This window comes from Erwinia sp. S43 (assembly GCF_016624745.1).
Taxonomy (GTDB): domain Bacteria; phylum Pseudomonadota; class Gammaproteobacteria; order Enterobacterales; family Enterobacteriaceae; genus Erwinia; species Erwinia coffeiphila.
The window spans coordinates 56083-77219 of record NZ_JACVTX010000023.1; the positions used below are offsets into that span (position 1 = coordinate 56083).

At 51.8% G+C, this 21137-nt stretch carries 21 protein-coding genes; 14 read left to right on the forward strand and 7 right to left on the reverse strand.

Annotation, left to right across the window (positions count from 1 at the left end; genetic code table 11):
- Nucleotides 1–249 precede the first annotated feature (249 nt).
- Together IBT47_RS20915 and IBT47_RS20920 are read left to right on the forward strand one after the other, a co-directional pair.
- Nucleotides 250–1032, forward strand: coding sequence for a helix-turn-helix domain-containing protein (locus IBT47_RS20915; RefSeq protein WP_200562735.1), 783 nt, complete (start codon nt 250–252; stop codon nt 1030–1032).
- 13 nt (nt 1033–1045) lie between these two features.
- Nucleotides 1046–1492 carry a hypothetical protein gene (locus tag IBT47_RS20920; protein ID WP_200562737.1) on the forward strand — a complete coding sequence of 149 codons (447 nt, stop codon included), beginning with the start codon at nt 1046–1048 and terminating at the stop codon, nt 1490–1492.
- A 50-nt stretch (nt 1493–1542) separates the two neighbouring features.
- Here the strand turns inward: IBT47_RS20920 and glpT are convergent, their stop codons facing one another.
- From glpT to metR, 4 genes are all read right to left on the reverse strand, one after another.
- Nucleotides 1543–2889 carry a glycerol-3-phosphate transporter gene (gene glpT, locus IBT47_RS20925; protein ID WP_200562739.1) on the reverse strand — a complete coding sequence of 449 codons (1347 nt, stop codon included), beginning with the start codon at nt 2887–2889 and terminating at the stop codon, nt 1543–1545.
- A 439-nt stretch (nt 2890–3328) separates the two neighbouring features.
- Nucleotides 3329–3517, reverse strand: coding sequence for a hypothetical protein (locus IBT47_RS20930; RefSeq protein ID WP_200562741.1), 189 nt, complete (start codon nt 3515–3517; stop codon nt 3329–3331).
- Between the two features lie 135 nt (nt 3518–3652).
- Nucleotides 3653–4123: a DUF1456 family protein gene (locus IBT47_RS20935; protein ID WP_105595166.1), complete on the reverse strand. Its 471-nt coding sequence runs from the start codon at nt 4121–4123 to the stop codon at nt 3653–3655.
- A gap of 97 nt (nt 4124–4220) precedes the next feature.
- Complete coding sequence (metR, locus tag IBT47_RS20940; protein ID WP_200562743.1) at nt 4221–5162, reverse strand: HTH-type transcriptional regulator MetR; 942 nt, start codon at nt 5160–5162, stop codon at nt 4221–4223.
- Between the two features lie 122 nt (nt 5163–5284).
- Between metR and metE the strand changes: the two genes are divergently transcribed.
- Nucleotides 5285–7567, forward strand: coding sequence for a 5-methyltetrahydropteroyltriglutamate--homocysteine S-methyltransferase (gene metE / locus IBT47_RS20945; protein WP_200562745.1), 2283 nt, complete (start codon nt 5285–5287; stop codon nt 7565–7567).
- 47 nt (nt 7568–7614) lie between these two features.
- Here the strand turns inward: metE and IBT47_RS20950 are convergent, their stop codons facing one another.
- Complete coding sequence (locus IBT47_RS20950; protein WP_105595169.1) at nt 7615–8451, reverse strand: dienelactone hydrolase family protein; 837 nt, start codon at nt 8449–8451, stop codon at nt 7615–7617.
- Between the two features lie 288 nt (nt 8452–8739).
- On the opposite strand from IBT47_RS20950, the gene udp reads away from it, so the two are divergent.
- The 9 genes from udp to tatD all read left to right on the forward strand — a co-directional run bounded on the left by udp (nt 8740) and on the right by tatD (nt 16909).
- Entirely contained in the window at nt 8740–9501 is a 762-nt protein-coding gene (gene udp, locus IBT47_RS20955) for a uridine phosphorylase (RefSeq protein ID WP_200562747.1), read from the forward strand.
- Nucleotides 9502–9693: 192 nt separating this feature from the next.
- Nucleotides 9694–11241 (forward strand): DNA recombination protein RmuC, encoded by a 1548-nt coding sequence (rmuC, locus tag IBT47_RS20960; RefSeq protein ID WP_200562750.1) that lies wholly within the window; start codon nt 9694–9696, stop codon nt 11239–11241.
- A gap of 74 nt (nt 11242–11315) precedes the next feature.
- On the forward strand, nt 11316–12071 hold the full coding sequence (ubiE, locus tag IBT47_RS20965; RefSeq protein WP_105595172.1) for a bifunctional demethylmenaquinone methyltransferase/2-methoxy-6-polyprenyl-1,4-benzoquinol methylase UbiE: 756 nt from the start codon (nt 11316–11318) through the stop codon (nt 12069–12071).
- Between the two features lie 12 nt (nt 12072–12083).
- Nucleotides 12084–12689 carry an SCP2 domain-containing protein gene (locus IBT47_RS20970; RefSeq protein WP_105595173.1) on the forward strand — a complete coding sequence of 202 codons (606 nt, stop codon included), beginning with the start codon at nt 12084–12086 and terminating at the stop codon, nt 12687–12689.
- Nucleotides 12686–14323, forward strand: a complete 1638-nt coding sequence (gene ubiB / locus IBT47_RS20975) for a ubiquinone biosynthesis regulatory protein kinase UbiB (RefSeq protein WP_200562752.1) — start codon at nt 12686–12688, stop codon at nt 14321–14323. The genes IBT47_RS20970 and ubiB overlap by 4 nt, the downstream gene beginning before the upstream one ends.
- A 122-nt stretch (nt 14324–14445) precedes the next feature.
- The gene (gene tatA, locus IBT47_RS20980; RefSeq protein ID WP_105595175.1) at nt 14446–14697 is read left to right on the forward strand and encodes a twin-arginine translocase TatA/TatE family subunit; all 252 of its coding nucleotides are present in this window, start codon (nt 14446–14448) and stop codon (nt 14695–14697) included.
- A gap of 3 nt (nt 14698–14700) precedes the next feature.
- A complete protein-coding gene (gene tatB / locus IBT47_RS20985) occupies nt 14701–15285 on the forward strand; it encodes a Sec-independent protein translocase protein TatB (RefSeq protein WP_200562754.1) in 585 nt (194 codons plus the stop codon).
- 2 nt (nt 15286–15287) lie between these two features.
- A complete protein-coding gene (tatC, locus tag IBT47_RS20990; RefSeq protein ID WP_105595177.1) occupies nt 15288–16049 on the forward strand; it encodes a Sec-independent protein translocase subunit TatC in 762 nt (253 codons plus the stop codon).
- A gap of 80 nt (nt 16050–16129) precedes the next feature.
- Nucleotides 16130–16909, forward strand: coding sequence for a 3'-5' ssDNA/RNA exonuclease TatD (gene tatD, locus IBT47_RS20995; protein ID WP_200562756.1), 780 nt, complete (start codon nt 16130–16132; stop codon nt 16907–16909).
- A 67-nt stretch (nt 16910–16976) separates the two neighbouring features.
- Here tatD and rfaH read toward each other — a convergent pair whose 3' ends face one another.
- Complete coding sequence (gene rfaH / locus IBT47_RS21000; protein WP_200562758.1) at nt 16977–17465, reverse strand: transcription/translation regulatory transformer protein RfaH; 489 nt, start codon at nt 17463–17465, stop codon at nt 16977–16979.
- A gap of 170 nt (nt 17466–17635) precedes the next feature.
- Between rfaH and ubiD the strand changes: the two genes are divergently transcribed.
- Together ubiD and fre are read left to right on the forward strand one after the other, a co-directional pair.
- Nucleotides 17636–19120 carry a 4-hydroxy-3-polyprenylbenzoate decarboxylase gene (gene ubiD / locus IBT47_RS21005; RefSeq protein ID WP_105595180.1) on the forward strand — a complete coding sequence of 495 codons (1485 nt, stop codon included), beginning with the start codon at nt 17636–17638 and terminating at the stop codon, nt 19118–19120.
- Nucleotides 19121–19165: 45 nt separating this feature from the next.
- Nucleotides 19166–19867: an NAD(P)H-flavin reductase gene (gene fre / locus IBT47_RS21010; protein WP_105595181.1), complete on the forward strand. Its 702-nt coding sequence runs from the start codon at nt 19166–19168 to the stop codon at nt 19865–19867.
- A 97-nt stretch (nt 19868–19964) separates the two neighbouring features.
- Here fre and fadA read toward each other — a convergent pair whose 3' ends face one another.
- Nucleotides 19965–21128, reverse strand: coding sequence for an acetyl-CoA C-acyltransferase FadA (gene fadA / locus IBT47_RS21015; protein ID WP_200562760.1), 1164 nt, complete (start codon nt 21126–21128; stop codon nt 19965–19967).
- Nucleotides 21129–21137: the final 9 nt, after the last annotated feature.

Consider the following 21137-nt stretch of genomic DNA (forward strand, 5'->3'; position numbering starts at 1 on the left):
TTATTATTATGGAAAGATTAATAACAATATATATTGTCTTTTTATTTTTTTATAGGTTTTTATTTTGTTATTAATTAATTTATTAGTTTAATACTCTGTGTTTTGTTGGGTTTATGTTGGTATCTTTTAAAAGAAACCAATAGCTCGTTTATGATTAAAATGTGTTTTTTCTTAAAAATTAAGATGGTAAATAGGTTGCTATCTTGTGGTTTTCAGGATGGCAATTATTCTGGATGATTAGGTGGCGTTGTGAATTACTTAATAAATGGGACTTTAAAATACAATTCCTATGATGGAACGTTGTATTTGATTGACGGTAGTGTAGATATGTTAACGCTTAGTCGGATTGCTAATGAATTGCTTTGCTTGATGGTGGAGAATAATAACAATCCATTAAGCAGAGAACATATTCTGAATGATCTTTGGACTAAAAAGGGTTTGTCATCCTCTGGTAATAATTTAAATAACTACATGTCAATATTGAGGAGGGCTTTGTCTAATCTTGGGTTCTCTGACGTGATCATTACTATTCCCCGGCATGGCTTCATGCTTAGTGCGGACGTCGAGATTATGTCAGATGATAATGATGAAGGTGAGATTTTTACGGGGGGAAATAAGCAGTTAGCGAATAGCTTAATCAATGATGACAGCTTAAATAAAAAAATAAATTTTATTTTCTTATTTATCAGAAAGGGAAATGTAAGTCTTTTAACCGTGTTGTTACTTGTTTTATTAATCTCCCCTTTGCTGTTTTTTCATTTTTTAGTGCGAAGTGATTATTCTTTTAAAATAAATAATTGTAATGTGTATTTGCTGGATAACTCCGGAGTTAAAAGAAAAACAGCGGATGATTTTTCAGTAGTAAAAAACCATGTTGTTAAATACAAAATAAACTGTGGCCGTAAAGCAGATATTTTTTATTGGTCCGGGCGGGAGGTTAGTGTAAATGAAAGCTCCACAGGTAAAGAAATTTTAGCCTACTGCGATAATAGCAGCGGAGGAGAATGCGTTAATTACGGTCTGCTCAAATGAGAGAAATAAACTAATGTCTTTAATCAGGCAACGTTATCCTTGCTGGGTGGTGGTGGTGGTTCTCTCACTGTGTATTCTCTGGTTTGGCAACATGAATAAGAGGCAAGACTTTAGTTGCAGGGCACAGTTAGATATGGAACCTCTTGTTAATCAGTGTGGTAGCAGAAACTTGCTCGACCTGTTTATGGCAATAAACGGTAATGGCGAAGGGTATCTGTTGCTTTCAGGGAAGTTGAGGTGTCTGGGGAAAGATCAAGCTGTCAATGACATTCTTGATTTCGATTATGAAAAAGAGGGGGGATATTATGATTTACATCTGCGGAAAAAAGACACGGTGATAAATAAATTTCTACCGCAGCTCAAGGATAAAAATCTCATGGTAAAAATAAGAAAGTTGGATCGTCGAAGGTATCTTCTTTCGTTTAATAAACAGGCGTTGCTGGTGTGTACGTCTGAGTAAGGGAAAATGAGTAGCGGTCTTTGAAAGCTATCCCGCTACTCAGATTTTAATTATTGAGCGTTCATCTGCTGCTTATGCTTCTTTTCGCTCATCATGGTCATGGCGAGCAAAATAACGGCCAGAATACTTCCACCAATCATTACCATAAAGCCGCCATCCCAGCCGAAATAGTCGACGGTATAGCCGACGATCGCGCTGGCGGCAACAGAACCACCGAGATAACCAAACAGGCCGGTAAATCCAGCGGCAGTACCCGCAGCCTTTTTCGGTGCCAGCTCCAGAGCGTGCAGACCGATCAGCATGACGGGGCCATAAATCAGGAAGCCAATCACCATCATACAGGCCATATCGACGCCAGGATTACCCGCCGGGTTCATCCAGTACACAATGGTCGCAATGGTCACGAGAGTCATAAAGAAGACGCCGGTAGCTCCACGGTTGCCCTTGAATACCTTATCTGACATCCAGCCACACAGCAGCGTGCCTGGAATACCTGCATATTCATAGAAGAAATAAGCCCACGAAGATTTATCCAGCGTGAAGTGCTTAACCTCTTTCAGATAGGTTGGTGACCAGTCGAGCACACCGTAGCGCAGCAGATAAACAAACACGTTCGCCAGTGCGATATACCACAGCAGTTTGTTCGGCAGAATGTACTGGGTGAAAATCTGTTTCGCAGTCAGCTCTGTTTCATGTTTTTCATCATAGTCCGGCGGATAGTCGTTTTTATACTCTTCAATCGGAGGCAGACCACAGGACTGTGGTGTATCGCGCATCAGCGCAAAGGCGATAATTGCGATCAGAATGGCACCAAATGCCGGCATGTACAGTGCGGCTTTCCAGTCGTTAAACCAGGCCATACCTAACAAGAACAGTAGTGGAGGGATACCGCCACCAACGTTATGTGCGCAGTTCCATACGGAAACGATGCCACCGCGCTCTTTCTGTGACCACCAGTGAACCATGGTACGGCCGCACGGTGGCCATCCCATACCCTGGAACCAGCCGCACAGGAACAGCAGGACGAACATGACCATGATGCTGGAAGTTGCCCAGGGCACAAAACCCATAAACAGCATCACTGCTGCGGCCAGAATCAGTCCGGCAGGCAGGAATACGCGAGGGTTTGAGCGGTCAGAAACCGAACCCATGATGAATTTTGAAAAGCCGTAGGCAATAGAAATACCTGACAGTGCAAATCCTAAATCTCCGCGTGAGAAGCCCTGCTCAACGAGATAAGGCATCGCCAGCGCAAAGTTTTTACGCACCAGATAATAGGCGGCGTAGCCGAAGAAGATCCCCAGAAAGATCTGCCAGCGCAGTTTGCGGTACAGCGGATCGACGCGGCTGGCATCAACGCGTGGCTGATGTGCTGCGGGTTTAAAAATACTTAACATTACGGCCCCCATGGCTCTGGTAACGATATCCCCGCCCGGCTGAGATGAAATACAAACAGTTTCCCTGGTAACGGTAAATGTTCTATTTCGAAAGCAGCATGGCGATATTCGAAGGTAACTGCTGTGAATAAGTGCGCGAATGTTACATTTTTATGACGAAATGGCTATATCTGCACCATTAAATGAGGTGATATTTTCGTATGCGAACTATAATTTGTGATTTAAGTCACACTTATGAGGCCGTTTAACGCTCAGAAGTCCGCATTTTGGACGTTTACGTTCTAATTGGAAAAAATTTTATCTAAGTAATGTTATATCCATGAAAAAAAGCAGGATTTAAAGAGGCGAGAATATGAGCAGTGATACTGGCGTAGATAGGGAGAACATCTGCTGTTATTTCAATCTTAATATATGACATGTAACTTACTGAATTTATTAATTAAAAGTAGTAGGTGGTCATTTCACCGTTTATAATGCTCATACCGCTATCATCAAAATTGATAACTAAACCATCACCGGCAATATTAATTACGTTGATGGGTTTGTCATTGTTAATAACGGTGGTGATATTCATATTATCCCGGCCACCGCTAACCTGATCTAACTCTATTTCTGACAATACCTGCATGATATAACCCCCTTTTTGATTGAAGAACTCAACTGATGCTAGAGTTTCATGTAAGGGGACAGGTATTGTAATTTGATGATTTTCATAAACTAACGCCCGGTTAAGGCGTTAATTATTTGAAATAGAGATGAATATTTACTTTTTAGCCGGGCGAATCTTCATTGCCAGACCTTTGAGGAAGTTGCGAAGGATTTGATCGCCGCACTCGCGATAATTTTTATGTCCCGGCTTGCGGAAGATTGCCCCAATTTCTGATTGCCCCACCGCAAAATCGGCGCTTTTCAGCAGCTCAATAATATCAGTGGTTTTCAAATCGAAAGCGACGCGAAGCTTTTTCATGATGATGTTGTTTGTCATCTTACGTTCAATCGAAGGCACCGGCGCATCTTCACTTTTCCCGCGGCGTTCGAAAATCAGACCGTTAAGGAAATAGCCCATAACGACATCCGGGCAGAGGCGATAGCCTGGCTCATCTTCTTTTTTCAGGAAGCTGTGCACTTCGGCTTCAGCCACTTCGCTCTCTGCCAGCGCCAGAATGCTCACTACTTTCGCATCGCTTAAATCCAGCATGTAACGCACGCTGCGCAGGACATCATTATTCGTCATAAACACTCTCTTCATTGAAACTATTGCAGTGAGCGCATTATAGAGCCAATTGAGCGGTTAGACAGGAAAAACCGCCGGTCTTCACTGATGAGTTGAGTCAGGGATGAGTCAGCGATGTTGGCAACGGCGTGCCCGGGAGAGAAGCATCCCGCACCCGCGGTAAATGATCGCATGCGTGCTGCCGGGCTGAACGGATAAATGCTTCAACCACCGGTTGACGCTGTTCCCCATCCCGTACAGCCGCGTAAAGCCTGCTCCACAGACCTTCGCCCAGCGCCCGGGTAGCAACAAGTCCCTGTTGCTCAAAGCTTTCCACCACCCAGTGTGGCAGAGCCGCAATGCCCATCTGCGCGGAGACCATCTGAATTAACAGTAATGTGTTATCCACGCTTTTCAGAGCCGGGCTGACGCCAGCGGGCTGTAGAAAATGACGCCAGATATCAAGACGCTGACGCTGTACCGGGTAAATCAACAGCACTTCACTGGCTAAGTCTTCCGGAGAAATACGGTTCACTTTGGCCAGAGGATGGTCAGGTGCCATAACCAGCCTGACCTCGAAATCGAACATTGGCGTATAGAACAAGCCGCTGCGCGGCAGAATATCGGAGGTGAGTACGATATCCAGTTCGCCCTGCTGAAGCGCAGGCTGTGGGTCAAACGTCACGCCCGATTTAAAATCCATCACCACCTGCGGCCAGCTTTTGCGGAAATTGTTCAGTGCCGGCGTCAGCCACTGAATACAGCTGTGGCACTCAATAGCGATGCGCAACGTAGTCTGGTGTGGCTCATGGCAGGCCTGTAATGCTTGTTGAATCTGTGGCAACACCTGCTCGGCCAGCTGCAGTAAAACCTCTCCCTGTGGTGTAAAGCGTAGTGGCTGACTTTTCCGCACGAACAGACGGAAGCCCAGCCGCTGTTCCAGATCGCTGAACTGATGGGATAACGCTGACTGCGTTTGATGTAGCTGGGCGGCAGCGGCGGCCAGCGAACCTGAATTTCGCAGAGCCTGCAGCGTTCGGAGGTGTTTGAGTTCGATCATGAGAGTCCTTCACATCGACAGTGAACATATTGCGCTTGTAGATAATACAGTACCTGCGGATTATAGCAGTGTAAACATCTGGACGTCCAAATGATAACACCTAAATTAACAGGAAGCGCATCATGACTATTCAGAACCATACTCTTGGATTTCCCCGCGTCGGCCTGCGCCGCGAACTAAAAAAAGCACAGGAAAGTTACTGGGCGGGCAATAGCACGCAGGAAGAGCTGCTGGCAACCGGTCGCGAATTACGCGCCCGTCACTGGCAACAGCAGAAAGATGCCGGTGTGGACCTGCTGCCGGTTGGTGACTTTGCCTGGTACGATCACGTACTGACGACCAGCCTGCTGTTGGGCAACGTACCTGCCCGCCACCGAAATAAAGAGGGTTCTGTTGACCTTGATACCCTGTTCCGCCTTGGCCGGGGGCGCGCGCCGACCGGTGAACCGGCAGCCGCCGCAGAAATGACCAAATGGTTTAACACCAACTATCACTATATGGTGCCGGAGTTTGTACGCGGCCAACAGTTCAAACTGACCTGGACCCAGCTGCTGGATGAGGTTGATGAAGCGCTGGCCCTTGGGCATAAGGTCAAACCCGTACTGCTTGGCCCGGTAACCTACCTGTGGCTGGGGAAAGTGAAGGGCGAACCGTTCGATCGCCTGACGTTGCTAAGAGACATTCTTCCGGTCTATCAACAGGTCCTTGCCGAGCTGGCGAAACGTGATATTGAGTGGGTGCAGATTGATGAGCCTGCCCTGGCTCTTGAGCTGCCTGCTGAATGGCTGGCGGCGTTCATACCGGCTTATGATGCACTGCAGGGGCGCGCTAAGCTGCTGCTAACCACCTATTTCGACAGTATTGGTCAGAACCTGAAGACCATTACCGCACTGCCTGTTCAGGGACTGCACGTGGATCTGGTTCATGGCAAAGATGACATCGCCCTGTTGAATAACAACGTGCCAGCGAACTGGCTGCTGTCGGTCGGGGTGATTAACGGGCGTAACGTCTGGCGTGCCGATCTCAGCAGCTGGTTTGAGCGACTGCGGCCGCTGGTCGCTCAACGCAAACAGCTGTGGATTGGGACTTCCTGCTCGCTGCTGCACAGCCCGATCGATTTGAGTGTGGAAACGCGCCTGGATGAAGAGGTGAAAAGCTGGTTCGCTTTCGCACTGCAAAAATGTACCGAACTGTCACTACTGAGTAATGCACTGAACAACGATGATGCAGCCTCACTGGAGGCCTGGAGCGCCCCAGTCCGTGCTCGTAAGACATCCACCCGAGTACACAACGCAGCGGTGGCTCAGCGCCTCGCGTCAATTACGGCGAAAGACAGCCAGCGTCAGAATAGCTATCAGGTTCGTGCTGAATCCCAGCGAAAGCGTTTCCAGCTGCCGGCATGGCCAACCACCACCATTGGCTCATTCCCGCAAACTACCGAAATTCGTGGTCTGCGTCTGGACTTTAAGCAGGGACGTCTGGACGGTTCCCACTATCGCACTGGCATTGCCGAACACATTAAGCAGGCCATCGTTGAGCAGGAGCGCCTGGGTCTTGATGTGCTGGTTCATGGGGAAGCCGAACGTAACGACATGGTGGAATACTTTGGCGAAAACCTTGACGGTTTTGTCTTCACGCAGAACGGCTGGGTACAGAGTTACGGTTCACGCTGCGTTAAACCACCGGTTATCATCGGCGACGTCAGCCGCCCGCAGGCGATCACCGTAGAGTGGGCGAAGTATGCCCAGTCGCTGACGGACAAACCGGTAAAAGGCATGCTAACCGGCCCGGTGACGATCCTCTGCTGGTCATTCCCGCGTGAAGATGTTTCACGTGAAACCATTGCTAAGCAAATTGCGCTGGCGCTGCGTGATGAAGTAGTCGATCTGGAAAAAGCGGGTATCGGCATCATTCAGATTGATGAACCGGCCTTGCGTGAAGGCCTCCCGTTACATAAGTCTGAATGGGCAGACTATCTGAATTGGGCGGTGGATGCGTTCCGCCTGAATGCTGCCGTGGCGCAGGATGAAACACAGATCCACACCCATATGTGCTACTGCGAGTTCAATGACATTATGGATTCGATCGCGGCGCTGGATGCGGATGTTATTACCATCGAGACCTCTCGTTCCGATATGGAACTGCTGGAGTCTTTTGAAGAGTTTGACTATCCCAATGAGATTGGCCCGGGCGTTTACGACATCCACTCGCCAAACGTACCGAGTGTGGAATGGATGGAAGCCCTGCTACTGAAAGCCGCAGAGCGTATTCCAACCGAACGTCTTTGGGTAAACCCGGACTGTGGTCTGAAAACCCGCGGCTGGACTGAAACCCGCCAGGCGTTGGCCAACATGGTGACAGCGGCGCAGAATCTGCGTGCGGCAAAAGCGCCATTATCTGTGTGAATTGAGTCGTGTTGTAATCGGTTGGGGCGCTGAGCGCCCCCTTTTTTTTATGCTTTTGCTACTACGCCATGTTGGGCAAACCACGCCAGCATACGCTGCCAGCCGTCGGTGGCGGACTCTGCGTGATAGCTTGGACGATAGTCGGCGTTAAATGCGTGACCGGCATCCGGATAGACAATGATTTCCGCGTGCGCATTCGCCGCCCGCAGTGCCTGGCGCATGGTATCGACTGTATCTAACGGAATACCGTCATCTTTCGCGCCATAAAGGCCTAATACCGGTGCGTTGAGATCGACAGCAATGTCCACCGGCTGTTTCTGCTGTTTCATGGTCTTTTCACCGACCAGCTTGCCATACCACGCCACGGCCGCTTTCAGCTGCGGATTATGTGCGGCGTAAAGCCAGGTGATGCGGCCGCCCCAGCAAAAACCGGTGATCGCCATATTGCGCATATCACCCTCATGGCGCGAAGCCCAGTTCGCCACGTGGTCAAGATCGGCCAAAACCTGACTGTCCGGCACTTTACTGACCAGCTCCTTCAATAGCGTTGGGATGTCGTTATAGTCAGCGGCATCGCCCTGACGGAAGTAGAGTTCGGGGGCGACGGCCAGATAACCTTCACGGGCCAGACGGCGGCAAATATCGCGAATATGTTCATGAACGCCGAAGATCTCCTGCACCACCAGGACAACAGGTAAAGGTCCTGCCACATTGCGTGGCCTGGCGTGGAAAGCGGGCATATTTTCACCCTGGGTGGGGATCGACGTTTCCCCAGAAAGAATCTCTGCGTCATCGGTAATAATGGTGGTTGCCGCGACAGGCTGGACTGCAGGTGCGAAGCTATTATTGCTCAATTTTTGAGTCGTGTTATCTTCGGTTTTCATTGTCCTCTCCATGCATGAACTAAGGCGATGGGCTAACTATAGCCAGGAAATTCTGGCACCCTCGCTGGGTACGGGCTATCTCTTTATCATCAGATAAACCCGATCTACGGGGTGGGTTGTAGCAAAAAAAGGCAACAGAACATTTATGTGTGATTTTGATCGCACTTTTTATTTTGATTGATGTAAGTTTCATTTGGATAAGCGATTTTTATCACATAAATGTGCGCCGTGTTTGCTTACAGTAGCACTCAGTTAACTATCCCCCGATTTTCGTGACAGGAGTTTGAAATGGCACAATCTGATGTTTTCCACCTTGGCTTAACGAAGGCCGATCTTCAGGGTGCCACGCTGGCGATCGTGCCCGGTGACCCTGAGCGCGTGAAGAAAATTGCGGCTCTGATGGATAACCCGGTCCATCTGGCTTCACATCGTGAATTCACCACCTGGCGTGCAGAGCTTTCCGGCAAGCCGGTGATCGTCTGTTCGACCGGAATTGGTGGTCCATCCACCTCAATTGCTGTGGAAGAGCTGGCACAGTTAGGTGTGCGCACGTTCCTGCGAGTGGGAACCACCGGCGCGATTCAGCCGAATATCAACGTGGGCGATGTGCTGGTGACGACCGGGTCCGTTCGCCTTGATGGTGCCAGCCTGCATTTTGCTCCGCTGGAATATCCGGCCGTTGCTGACTTTGCCTGCACCACTGCACTGGTTGCCGCAGCGGAAGCTGCCGGAGCCACCACTCATATCGGCGTAACCGCCTCTTCCGACACTTTCTACCCGGGTCAGGAGCGTTACGATACCTATTCCGGACGTGTTGTCAGCCGCTTCCAGGGCTCAATGAAAGAGTGGCAGCAGATGGGCGTGCTGAACTATGAAATGGAATCGGCTACGTTGCTGACCATGTGTGCCAGCCAGGGACTGCGGGCCGGTATGGTTGCCGGTGTGATCGTCAACCGTACCCAGCAGGAAATTCCTGACGCGGAAACCATGAAGCGTACCGAAAGCGATGCGGTGAAAATCGTTGTTGAGGCTGCTCGCCGCCTGCTCTAATCGTCAAAATAATTGGGCTGCGGCACCTGCCGCAGCCATGAAATTCCTGCAACAAAACCCACGCTTTTTCGAGCCGTTACCCAGTTCGCATTTAAATCGCCATACATCCTTCTTCCTCACGCTTTTTATCTGGACATTCATACAGTGTGCCTCTATTTTTCCCCTGTTGTCGTTGATGAGAGGGGAAGCAGAGTGGATGCAACAATCAGTTACGCCGCCGTCACTGGTCTGGCGGGAATGCTGGCAGGGTGGATATTTGCCTGGTTTCTCGGTCAGCAGCGATTCGCTAAGCAGGAAACCGAGCGGCAGCTGCTGGTACAAGCCGCGGAGCAGAGTCAGACAGAACGTCAGCGCCTGCAGCAGCAGCTGGAGCAGCAGGCTGTGATGCAAAGACAGAATGAGCAGGAGTTACGACAGCTGCACGGTAATCTCGCCGCCGCGCATGAAAAACTGCATCAGTTCGATCACTGGCGGGGAGAAGCGGAACAGCTATCACGTGAACTGCGCACGCAGCTGGAGATTAACAGCGCGCAGGAAGCTGAACTGCGTGAAGTTACCATCCGTCTGGAAGAAACTCGGATGGCCGCAGAAGAAAAACAACGGCTGCTGGTCAACAGCGAGCAGCGGCTTAACTCGCAGTTTGAAAACCTGGCCAATCGCATCTTTGAAAATAGCGGACGCCGCGTGGATGAGCAGAATCGTCAGAGCCTGCATGGCCTGATAACCCCGCTGCGCGAACAGCTGGAAGGATTTCGCCGCCAGGTGCAGGAAGGTTTTGGCCAGGAAGCGCGCGAGCGCCATACGCTTTCCCATGAGATACGCAACCTGCAGCAGCTCAATGCCCGTATGGCACAGGAAGCACTCAATCTGACGAAGGCGCTGAAGGGTGACAATAAAACCCAGGGTAACTGGGGAGAGGTGGTGCTGAGCCGCGTGTTGGAGGCATCAGGATTGCGGGAAGGGCACGAATATGAAACCCAGGTGAACATCCAGCTGGAACAGAATGGCCGTATGCAGCCGGACGTCATTGTGCGTCTGCCCCAGGGTAAAGATGTAGTGATTGACGCCAAAATGACGCTGGTGGCCTACGAACGGTACTTCAACAGTGAAGATGAGCTGCAGCGTGAAGCCGCTATCAGTGAGCATATTGCGGCGATCCGTGGCCATCTTCGCTTACTCAGCCGCAAAGATTATCAACAATTGCCGGGTTTACGCTCGCTGGATTATGTGTTGATGTTTATCCCGATTGAACCGGCCTTTTTACTGGCAATCGACCGTCAGCCGGAGCTGATTAGTGAAGCCCTGAATCAGAACATTATGCTGGTCAGTCCGACCACGCTGCTGGTTGCCTTGCGGACGATTAACAATCTGTGGCGTTATGAACACCAGAGCCGCCACGCCCAACGCATCGCCGACCGTGCCGGGCGGCTGTATGACAAAATGCGGTTGTTTGTTGATGACATGACCAGTATCGGGCAGAACCTTGACAAGGCTCAGGACAGTTACCGCCAGGCGATGAAAAAACTGTCAGAAGGGCGGGGCAATCTGATTGCGCAAACGGAAGGATTCCGTCAGATGGGTGTGGAGGTGAAGCGCCCTATTAACCCTCTCCTGGCCGGGCAGGCGGTATCTGAGGGCGATGATGAAAATACGGAGCAGGACGACAATCCGGAACTGCGGGTTGAAGCTGGCGATCCAGATGTTTACGCTACGCGCGGGCAGCGTCAAATCAATGAATAAGCGAGCGGCATGTGCCTGGCCTGCCTGACTCTGGTACACTTGGCAAATATTTGATTGTAGAGCAGGCAAAACAAATGGCAGATGAATCAAAGGACACTACCCACTTCGGTTACCGCACCGTTGCGAAAAGCGACAAAGCCGACATGGTTGCTGATGTTTTCCACTCCGTTGCGGCCAAATACGATCTGATGAATGACCTGATGTCATTCGGTATTCACCGCATCTGGAAGCGTTTTACCATTGACAGCAGCGGCGTGCGCCGCGGGCAGCGCGTGCTGGATTTAGCAGGCGGTACAGGCGATCTGACGGCGAAGTTTTCTCGTCTGGTTGGCGAAACTGGCGAGGTTGTGCTGGCTGATATCAACAGCTCAATGCTGAAAGTCGGCCGCGAAAAGCTGCGCAATAAAGGCATTATCGGTAACGTTAATTATGTTCAGGCCAACGCAGAAGCCTTGCCGTTCCCGGACAACTATTTTGACTGTATTACTATCGCTTTTGGCCTGCGTAACGTGACGGAAAAAGAGAAGGCGCTGGCATCGATGTTTCGCGTCCTCAAGCCGGGCGGACGCCTGCTGGTCCTGGAATTTTCTAAGCCAGTACTGGAGCCGCTGAGCAAAGCTTATGATGCCTACTCTTTCCATATTCTGCCGCGCATCGGTGAAATGGTGGCGAAAGATGCCGGCAGCTATCGCTATCTGGCAGAGTCCATCCGCATGCATCCCGACCAGGAAACGCTTAAGCAGATGATGATGGATGTTGGTTTCGAAAACACCACGTATCACAATCTCACGGGCGGCATCGTTGCCTTGCACCGCGGATTTAAGTTCTGATCGGGAAAGCGAATGACTTTAACGCCGTTGTTAACTGCCAGTCTGGAGACCGCGCTTAACCAGATTCTGTATCGCGATCGTGGCCTGAAAGCGGCGCGTCAACGCCTGAGTGGTAAAAGCCTTGCTATAGAACTGGCTGAGCTGAAGCAGTCAGTGACCTTTATCTTCAGCGATCGTCAGGTTGATGTGATCGGTGACTGGGCTGATAAACCCGACTGTACGGTGAAAACCCGCCTGGCTACGTTGCCGAAGCTTCGCGATCGCCAGCAGCTGACTGCGCTCATCCGCAGCGGAGAACTGGAAGTTGAAGGCGATCTGCAACTGGTTCAGCAATTTTCTGCACTGATGGATCTGGCCGAGCTGGATCCGGCAGAGTACCTCGCCCCGTGGATTGGCGATATCGCTGCTCAGGGGATTTCGCAGTTTGCCCGCCGTGGTTTTCAGGCCGTTCGCCGTGATGTGCAGCGTAAACAAAGCTATCTGGCGCAAACGCTGACCGAAGAGTGGCGAGTTGCCCCGGGTGCGCTCGAGCTGGCATGGTTTGCTGAAGAAGTTGACGCGCTATCGGCCTCTTTCGAAGCGCTGGAAGCACGCCTGCGCAAACGGGAGGCTAAATGAGTTTCGGAGAGTTACGCCGCCTGTATTTGATCATTCGCGTGTTCCTTACTTATGGCTTAGATGAACTGATCCCGAAGATGCGCATTACCCTGCCGCTGCGGCTATGGCGGAAATGCCTGTTCTGGCTCCCGAATCGCCATAAGAATTTGCCGTTGGGCGAGCGTCTTCGCCTGGCGCTGGAGCAGCTCGGCCCGGTATGGATTAAGTTTGGGCAGATGATGTCTACGCGACGCGATCTGTTCCCCCGGCAGATAGCCGATCAGCTGGCGATGTTGCAGGATCGCGTTGCGCCGTTTGACGGAGCTAAAGCTCTGAAGCTGATCGAGCAGTCGTTAGGCGCGCCGATTTCCAGTCAGTTTGATGATTTTGATATCACCCCGCTGGCATCAGCATCCATTGCTCAGGTGCATACGGCAACGCTGAAAGAAAACGGTAAAGCGATCGTAATCAAGGTGATTCGTCCCGATATTCTGCCGGTGATCAAAGCGGATATGAAGCTGATTAAGCGCATGGCTCGCTGGGTTCCACGCTTACTGCCGGATGGTCGCCGTTTGAGGCCGCAGGAAGTGGTCGCCGACTACGAGAAAACGCTGCTTGATGAGCTAAACCTGCTGCGTGAAGCGGCTAATGCCATTCAGCTACGCCGTAATTTCGACGGTAGCAATATGCTGTATATCCCTGAAATTTACTCAGACTATTGCAGTGAGACGATGCTGGTTATGGAGCGCATCTACGGCATCCCTATTTCGGATGTGGCAGCGCTGGAGCAGCACGGTATCAATATGAAGCTGCTGGCTGAGCGCGGCGTGCAGGTGTTCTTTACCCAGGTATTCCGCGACAGTTTTTTCCATGCGGATATGCACCCTGGGAATATTTTTGTCAGCTACGAGCATCCTGAGGATCCACAGTATATCGGCATCGACTGCGGCATTGTGGGCTCACTCAACAAAGAAGATAAACGATATCTGGCCGAGAACTTTATCGCGTTCTTCAACCGCGACTATCGCAAGGTGGCAGAACTGCACGTTGATTCAGGCTGGGTTCCGCCAGATACCAATGTGGAAGACTTTGAGTTCGCTATTCGTACGGTCTGTGAGCCTATTTTTGAGAAACCTCTTGCGGAAATCTCATTTGGCCATGTGTTGATGAACCTGTTTAATACCGCGCGCCGTTTTAATATGGAAGTGCAGCCTCAGCTGGTATTACTGCAGAAAACGCTGCTGTATGTTGAAGGGGTTGGCAGGCAGCTTTATCCACAGCTGGATCTGTGGAAAACGGCGAAACCGTTCCTGGAAGACTGGATCAAAGATCAGATCGGTATTCCAGCTATTGTCCGGGCGTTGAAAGAAAAAGCGCCATTCTGGGCAGAAAAACTGCCGGAACTGCCGGAACTGTTTTACGACAGTCTGCGCCAGCATAAGCATTTGCAGCACAGCGTCGATCGCCTGGTCAGCGAGCTTAAGGATGAAAAAGCGAAGCAGCACCAGTCGCGTTATCTATTCGGTGTCGGTGCTACTCTGCTGCTGAGCGGTACGGCGATTCTGCTATTTCGCCCAGACTGGGATCTGCTTTCAGCCGGATCGGTTGCGGGTGGTATCGTCGCCTGGCTTCTTGGCTGGCGCAGAACAAAATGATTGTCATGAATGGTAAATAGGCAGTTTATTGCGTTGCTGCGTCAGTTTGCGCATCGTCAGCGGCAGATAAGCTGTTATATACTGCTTAACCGGCTTCAACTATTGATATCTAGAGGTAACCAATGGGCATTACTCTTCCACACTTACTGATCATCGCTGTGCTGGTGGTCCTGCTGTTCGGCACGAAAAAACTGCGTTCGCTGGGTTCCGATCTCGGTTCGTCCATCAAGGGCTTTAAAAAGGCCATGAGCGATGAAGACGATAAAGCAAAATCCACGACGCACACTGAAGATGCTGATTTTAGCGCCAAACTGGCCAATCAGCAGCAGCATAGCGAAGTGAAGAAAGAAGACGTCAAAAACGACAAGGTATAAACCGTGTTCGACATAGGCTTTAGTGAACTGGTACTGGTTTTCATTATTGGTCTGGTGGTACTCGGACCGCAACGTTTACCCGTAGCGGTCAAAACCGTTGTTGGCTGGATCCGGGCATTACGTTCGCTGGCGACCAGCGTGCAGAACGAACTGGCGCAGGAGTTAAAGCTGCAGGAATTGCAAGACGGCCTGAAGAAAATCGAAAAGGCCAGTATGGACAGCCTGTCCCCCGAGCTGAAGGCCTCTGTAGAGGAACTGAAGCAGACGGCAGAGTCGTTCAAGCGTTCCTACCTGGGCGACAATGAGAAGGCTGCGGATGAGGAAGCGCACACCATTCACAATCCGCTGGTGAAAAACGAGACTCCTCATGACGGTGCGACACCATCGCAAGCCGATCATCAGGCATCTGCGCCTGCTCAGGCACCGGAGCCAGCTGGCGTTTCGACTGAACCGTCCGTGGCTGCTGCCGCTGACCCAAAAGCGCCAAAGATCCCAGAGGCGGAGAGCGCGGTTTCCCTGCAGAAACCAGTGACTCCTACGGCTTCTCCTGTAGCCGAAAAATCCACACAACCGAGTGATGAACGATAAATATGGCCGTTGAAGATACCCAGCCCCTTATCAGTCATCTGATTGAATTACGTAAGCGTCTGTTAAACTGCATTATCGCCGTTCTGGTGATTTTCCTCTGTCTGATCTATTTCTCTAATGACATTTATCAGATGGTTGCTGCGCCGCTGATCGAGAAGATGCCTTCAGGTGCCAGCATGATTGCGACGGATGTGGCTTCGCCATTTCTGACGCCAATTAAGCTGACCGTAATCGTGTCTATCTTCCTCGCCGTGCCGATTATTCTTTATCAGATCTGGGCGTTTGTTGCTCCGGCCCTGTACCGTCACGAGCGTCGGCTGGTCATGCCGCTGCTGTTTTCCAGTTCATTCCTATTCTACCTTGGAATGGCTTTCGCCTATTTTATCGTCTTCCCGTTGGCGTTTGGCTTCTTCGCAAAAACCGCGCCGCAGGGCGTACAGATTGCGACGGATATCAATAACTATCTCGACTTTGTCATGACGCTGTTTATGGCGTTTGGCGTGTCGTTTGAAGTGCCGATTGCCATCATTCTGCTCTGCTGGACAGGGGTGACTACCCCGGAAGATTTGAAGGCCAAGCGCCCTTATGTACTGGTAGGCGCGTTTGTGGTGGGAATGTTACTGACACCGCCGGATATTTTCTCCCAGACGCTGTTAGCCGTTCCGATGTACTGCCTGTTCGAAGTGGGCGTGCTGGTTTCTCGTTTCTACGTCGGGCAAAAGCGTGGGGACGATGATGAAGAGCAGGATACTGAATCGCAGTAGTCTTCTGCTACCGGCTGCTCAGGCAGGACAAACACTATTTTCTAACCGCCCGTCAGGGCGGTTACCGTTTGGAAGAGACTATGTTTGATATTGGTGTAAACCTGACCAGCACCCAGTTCGCGAAAGACCGTAAGCAAGTGGTGAAACGAGCGCGTGACGCCGGCGTTAACGGTATTTTGATCACCGGCACCAATGCGCTGGAGAGCCAGCAGGCACAAAGCCTTGCGCTGCAACACCCGGACTACTGTTGGTCCACCGCGGGTGTACATCCCCATCATGCCAGTGAATGGTCAGGGGAAACGGAGACGACCCTGCGCAGGCTGGTTGAAATGCCTCAGGTTGTTGCTATTGGTGAATGCGGTCTGGATTTTAATCGTAATTTTTCCGAGCCGGAGCAGCAGGCCTATGCCTTCAATGCCCAACTGGAGCTGGCCGCCGAGCTGTCATTGCCCGTTTTTCTACACTGCCGGGAAGCCCATAGCCGTTTTATCTCTATTCTTCAGCCCTGGTTGCCCAGACTGCCTGCGGCAGTGCTGCACTGTTTTACCGGTAATCGCCAGGAGTTAGAGGATTGCCTGGCGCTGGGATTATCGATTGGCATTACGGGGTGGGTTTGTGACGAGCGAAGAGGGCTGGAGCTGCGTGAACTGGTGCCGCTGATCCCGGCGGACCGCCTGCTGCTTGAAACCGATGCGCCCTGGCTGCTGCCAAGAGATATGCGCCCGCGTCCTGCTTCACGCCGTAATGAACCCTGTTTCCTGCCGCATATTGTTGAGCAGGTTGCGTTGTTGCGCGGCGACGATGCTCATCAGCTGGCAGAGAAGACGGCGGAAAATGCGCGTCGGATTTTTCGCTTGTAAATAAGCGATATTAAGCGGGAGGCACCGATCGTCGGATATCGATCGGTGCTTAACGTTTGGGGAAGCGCTACAGTTTCTCGAACTGACAGTTGCCTACGCTACGGATCACCTGCTTGTTGAGCAGATTCAGCAGCAGAATCGATCGTGTTTCACCATCGGGCTCGGTATAGATAGCCTGCAGCCCTTCGAATGCCCCTTCGGTAATAATCACCGTATCACCCGGCTGAGCAAGACCCTCATCAAAGCCGCTCAGAACAGGCTCATTTTGCAACGCATTGATCACTTTGAGTGGCACGATTGCGGGCTGATTCCCAAAGCGAACAAAATGGCTGACGCCACGAGTCGAGCTGATGGTAGTGGTATGAATCGCCTCTGGGTTGAATTCAATAAACATATAGTTGGGGAACAGGGGTTCATCGACCTGAGTTCGTTTGCCGCGCACGATTTTTTCCAGCGTAATCATTGGGCTGAAGCAATGCACGCCCTGGCGCTCAAGGTGCTCTTTCGCGCGCAGTAACTGACCTCGTTTGCAGTAAAGTAAGTACCAGGATTCCATAACGTCACTTTTAAATTATCCGACCGATAAGAATAGCAAAGTCATCTTCAGAGATATAGAGAGATTGGCGTAAGGGGAGCGCTGCGGGCGTAAAGTTGCCAACAAAACTAACCCTCAGCGGCGAATCGGCACTATAATGGCCGACTCACTGACCATATTGATGGAAAGTCATGAAATACCACGATTTACGCGACTTCCTTTCTCTGCTTGAACAGCGTGGGGAATTAAAACGCATCAAACATGAGATCGATCCCGATCTGGAAATGACCGAAATTGCCGATCGTACGCTGCGCGCCGGCGGCCCGGCATTACTGTTTGAAAACCCGAAAGGCTACAGTATGCCAGTACTGTGCAACCTGTTTGGCACGCCGGATCGCGTTGCGATGGGGATGGGGCAGGAAGATGTGAAAGCACTGCGCGATGTTGGTCGCCTGCTGGCTTTCCTGAAGGAACCCGAGCCGCCGCGTGGTTTTCGTGATTTCTTCGATAAAATGCCGCAGTGGAAGCAAGTGCTGAACATGCCGACCAAACGGCTGCGTAATGCCCCATGCCAGCAGCAGATCTGGCAGGGCGACGAAGTTGATTTAAGCCGAATTCCGGTGATGAAATGCTGGCCGGACGATGCAGCGCCGCTGGTGACCTGGGGGCTGACCGTTACGCGTGGTCCGCTAAAAGAGCGCCAGAACCTCGGCATCTATCGCCAGCAGGTTATCGGTAAGAACAAACTGATTATGCGCTGGCTTTCCCACCGCGGCGGTGCGCTTGATTTTCAGGAATGGTGCCAGCAGCATCCCGGCGAACGCTTCCCGGTATCCGTTGCGCTGGGTGCCGATCCGGCGACCATTCTTGGAGCCGTCACGCCGGTACCGGATACGCTGTCCGAATATGCTTTTGCCGGCCTGCTGCGCGGAACGAAAACCGAAGTTGTGAAGTGTATTTCTAACGATTTAGAAGTGCCTGCCAGCGCTGAAATTGTGCTTGAAGGGTATATTGAACCGGGGGAAATGGCACCAGAAGGTCCGTATGGCGATCACACCGGTTATTACAATGAAGTGGATAGCTTCCCGGTCTTTACCATTACCCATATAACTCAGCGGCAGGATGCAATTTATCATTCAACCTATACCGGGCGGCCGCCAGATGAGCCTGCTGTGCTGGGTGTGGCGTTGAATGAAGTCTTTGTTCCGATTCTGCAAAAGCAGTTCCCGGAAATTGTCGACTTCTATTTGCCGCCGGAAGGCTGCTCGTACCGCCTGGCCGTGGTAACCATCAAAAAACAGTACGCCGGGCACGCAAAACGCGTGATGATGGGCGTATGGTCATTCCTGCGACAGTTCATGTACACCAAATTTGTTATCGTATGCGATGACGATGTGAACGCCCGCGACTGGAACGATGTTATTTGGGCGATCACTACACGTATGGATCCCGCCCGTGATACCGTACTGGTAGAAAACACGCCGATCGACTACCTTGATTTCGCATCACCGGTTTCCGGGCTGGGGTCCAAAATGGGTCTTGATGCCACGAATAAATGGCCTGGTGAAACGCAGCGTGAATGGGGAACGCCGATCCGCAAAGATCCTGCCGTTACCGCCCGCATTGATGCAATTTGGGATGAGTTAGGCATCTTGAGTGATACACCGGCGCGTTGATGCACCGGTGGTCAAATGATAATGACGACCCGACAGAGGGACCGCATGACAACCTTAAGCTGTAAAGTGACCTCGGTAGAGGCGATTACCGATACCGTGTACCGCGTCCGTATGATCCCGGAAGCTGACTTCAGTTTCCGCGCAGGGCAATATTTGATGGTGGTGATGGACGAGCGCGATAAGCGCCCGTTCTCTCTGGCTTCTACGCCGATGGAAAAAGACATCATCGAGCTGCATATCGGCGCATCTGAGCTGAACCTCTATGCGATGGCGGTGATGGAACGTATCCAGCAGCAGCGCCAGATTACCGTTGATATTCCACACGGTGAGGCGTGGCTGCGTGAAGAGGGCGATCGTCCGCTGGTGCTGATTGCCGGTGGTACTGGTTTCTCCTACGCGCGCTCTATTCTTCTGACGGCGCTATCCCAGCAGCCCGATCGTCATATCGCCATTTACTGGGGCGGACGTGAGCTGAAACACCTGTACGATCTCGATGAGCTGAACGCGCTGGCGATTAAGCATCCGAATCTGAAAGTGGTACCGGTTGTTGAGCAGACGGAAGAGGGCTTTACCGGACGTACGGGTACCGTACTGACCGCCGTGATGCAGGACTACGGCAGCCTGGCCGATCACGATATCTATATTGCTGGCCGCTTTGAGATGGCGAAGATTGCCCGTGAACGTTTCTGTGCCGAGCGTGGCGCTCAGGAAGCGCGCATGTTTGGCGATGCGTTTGCTTTCTTCTGATGCAGGAGGGCAGTGAACCTGCCCTGTTGATCCTTAGCGTAAAAAACCCGCCCCTGACAGGCGGGAAATTGAACAGTGAAACTTCCAGACTAACGTATCAGACCCTTTCAAATATCGTTGCGATCCCCTGACCCAGCCCGATACACATGGTCGCCAGACCAAACTGTTTATCATGGCGTTCCAGCAGATTTAGCAGTGTTGTACTGATCCTCGCACCCGAGCAGCCAAGCGGGTGGCCCAGCGCAATGGCTCCGCCGTTAAGATTCACCTTGTCATCCAGCTTATCCAGCAGCCCCAGATCTTTAATACACGGCAGGGTTTGTGCGGCAAAGGCTTCGTTTAGCTCAAAGATATCAATGTCGTTGATGCTCAGCCCGGCACGTTTCAATGCCAGCTGCGATGCCGGCACCGGGCCATAGCCCATAATTGACGGATCGCAGCCAACCACAGCCATAGAACGAATTCGCGCTCTTGGTTTTAGGCCCAGTTCTGCACTGCGTGACTCACTCATTACCAGCATGGCAGCGGCGCCATCCGACAGCGCCGAAGAGCTGCCTGCGGTGACGGTGCCGTTAATGGGGTCGAACGCCGGGCGCAGCGCAGCCAGACTTTCTACCGTGGTATCCGGGCGGATGACTTCATCAAAGTCGTAGCGTTTAAGAACGCCATCGGCATCGTGGCCGGAGACCGCGACAATCTCATTGTTGAAATGGCCTGCCTGGGTGGCTGCCCAGGCGCGCTGGTGAGAGCGTGCGGCAAACTGGTCCTGCATTTCACGCCCGATCCCGTGCAGGCGGGCCAGCATCTCGGCCGTCAGGCCCATCATACCGGCGGCTTTGGCCACGCTTCGGCTCAGGCCCGGATGGAAGTCTACGCCATGGCTCATTGGCACATGGCCCATATGCTCGACGCCGCCAATCAGGCAGGATGATGCATCACCAACCATGATGGCCCTTGCTGCATCGTGCAGTGCCTGCATGGATGAACCGCAAAGCCGGTTTACGGTGGTTGCCGGTACGCGATGCGGAATTTCCGCCAGCAGCGCCGCATTACGGGCGATGTTAAATCCCTGTTCCAGCGTTTGCTGCACGCAGCCCCAGTAGATATCATCCAGTGATGCGGCATCCAGTGCCGGATTACGGCTTAACAGACTGCGCATCAGATGCGCTGAAAGATCCTCTGCACGTACATGACGGAAGGCTCCGCCTTTTGAGCGGCCCATTGGCGTGCGGATGGCATCAACAATAACAACTTTTTCCATTTTCTTTTC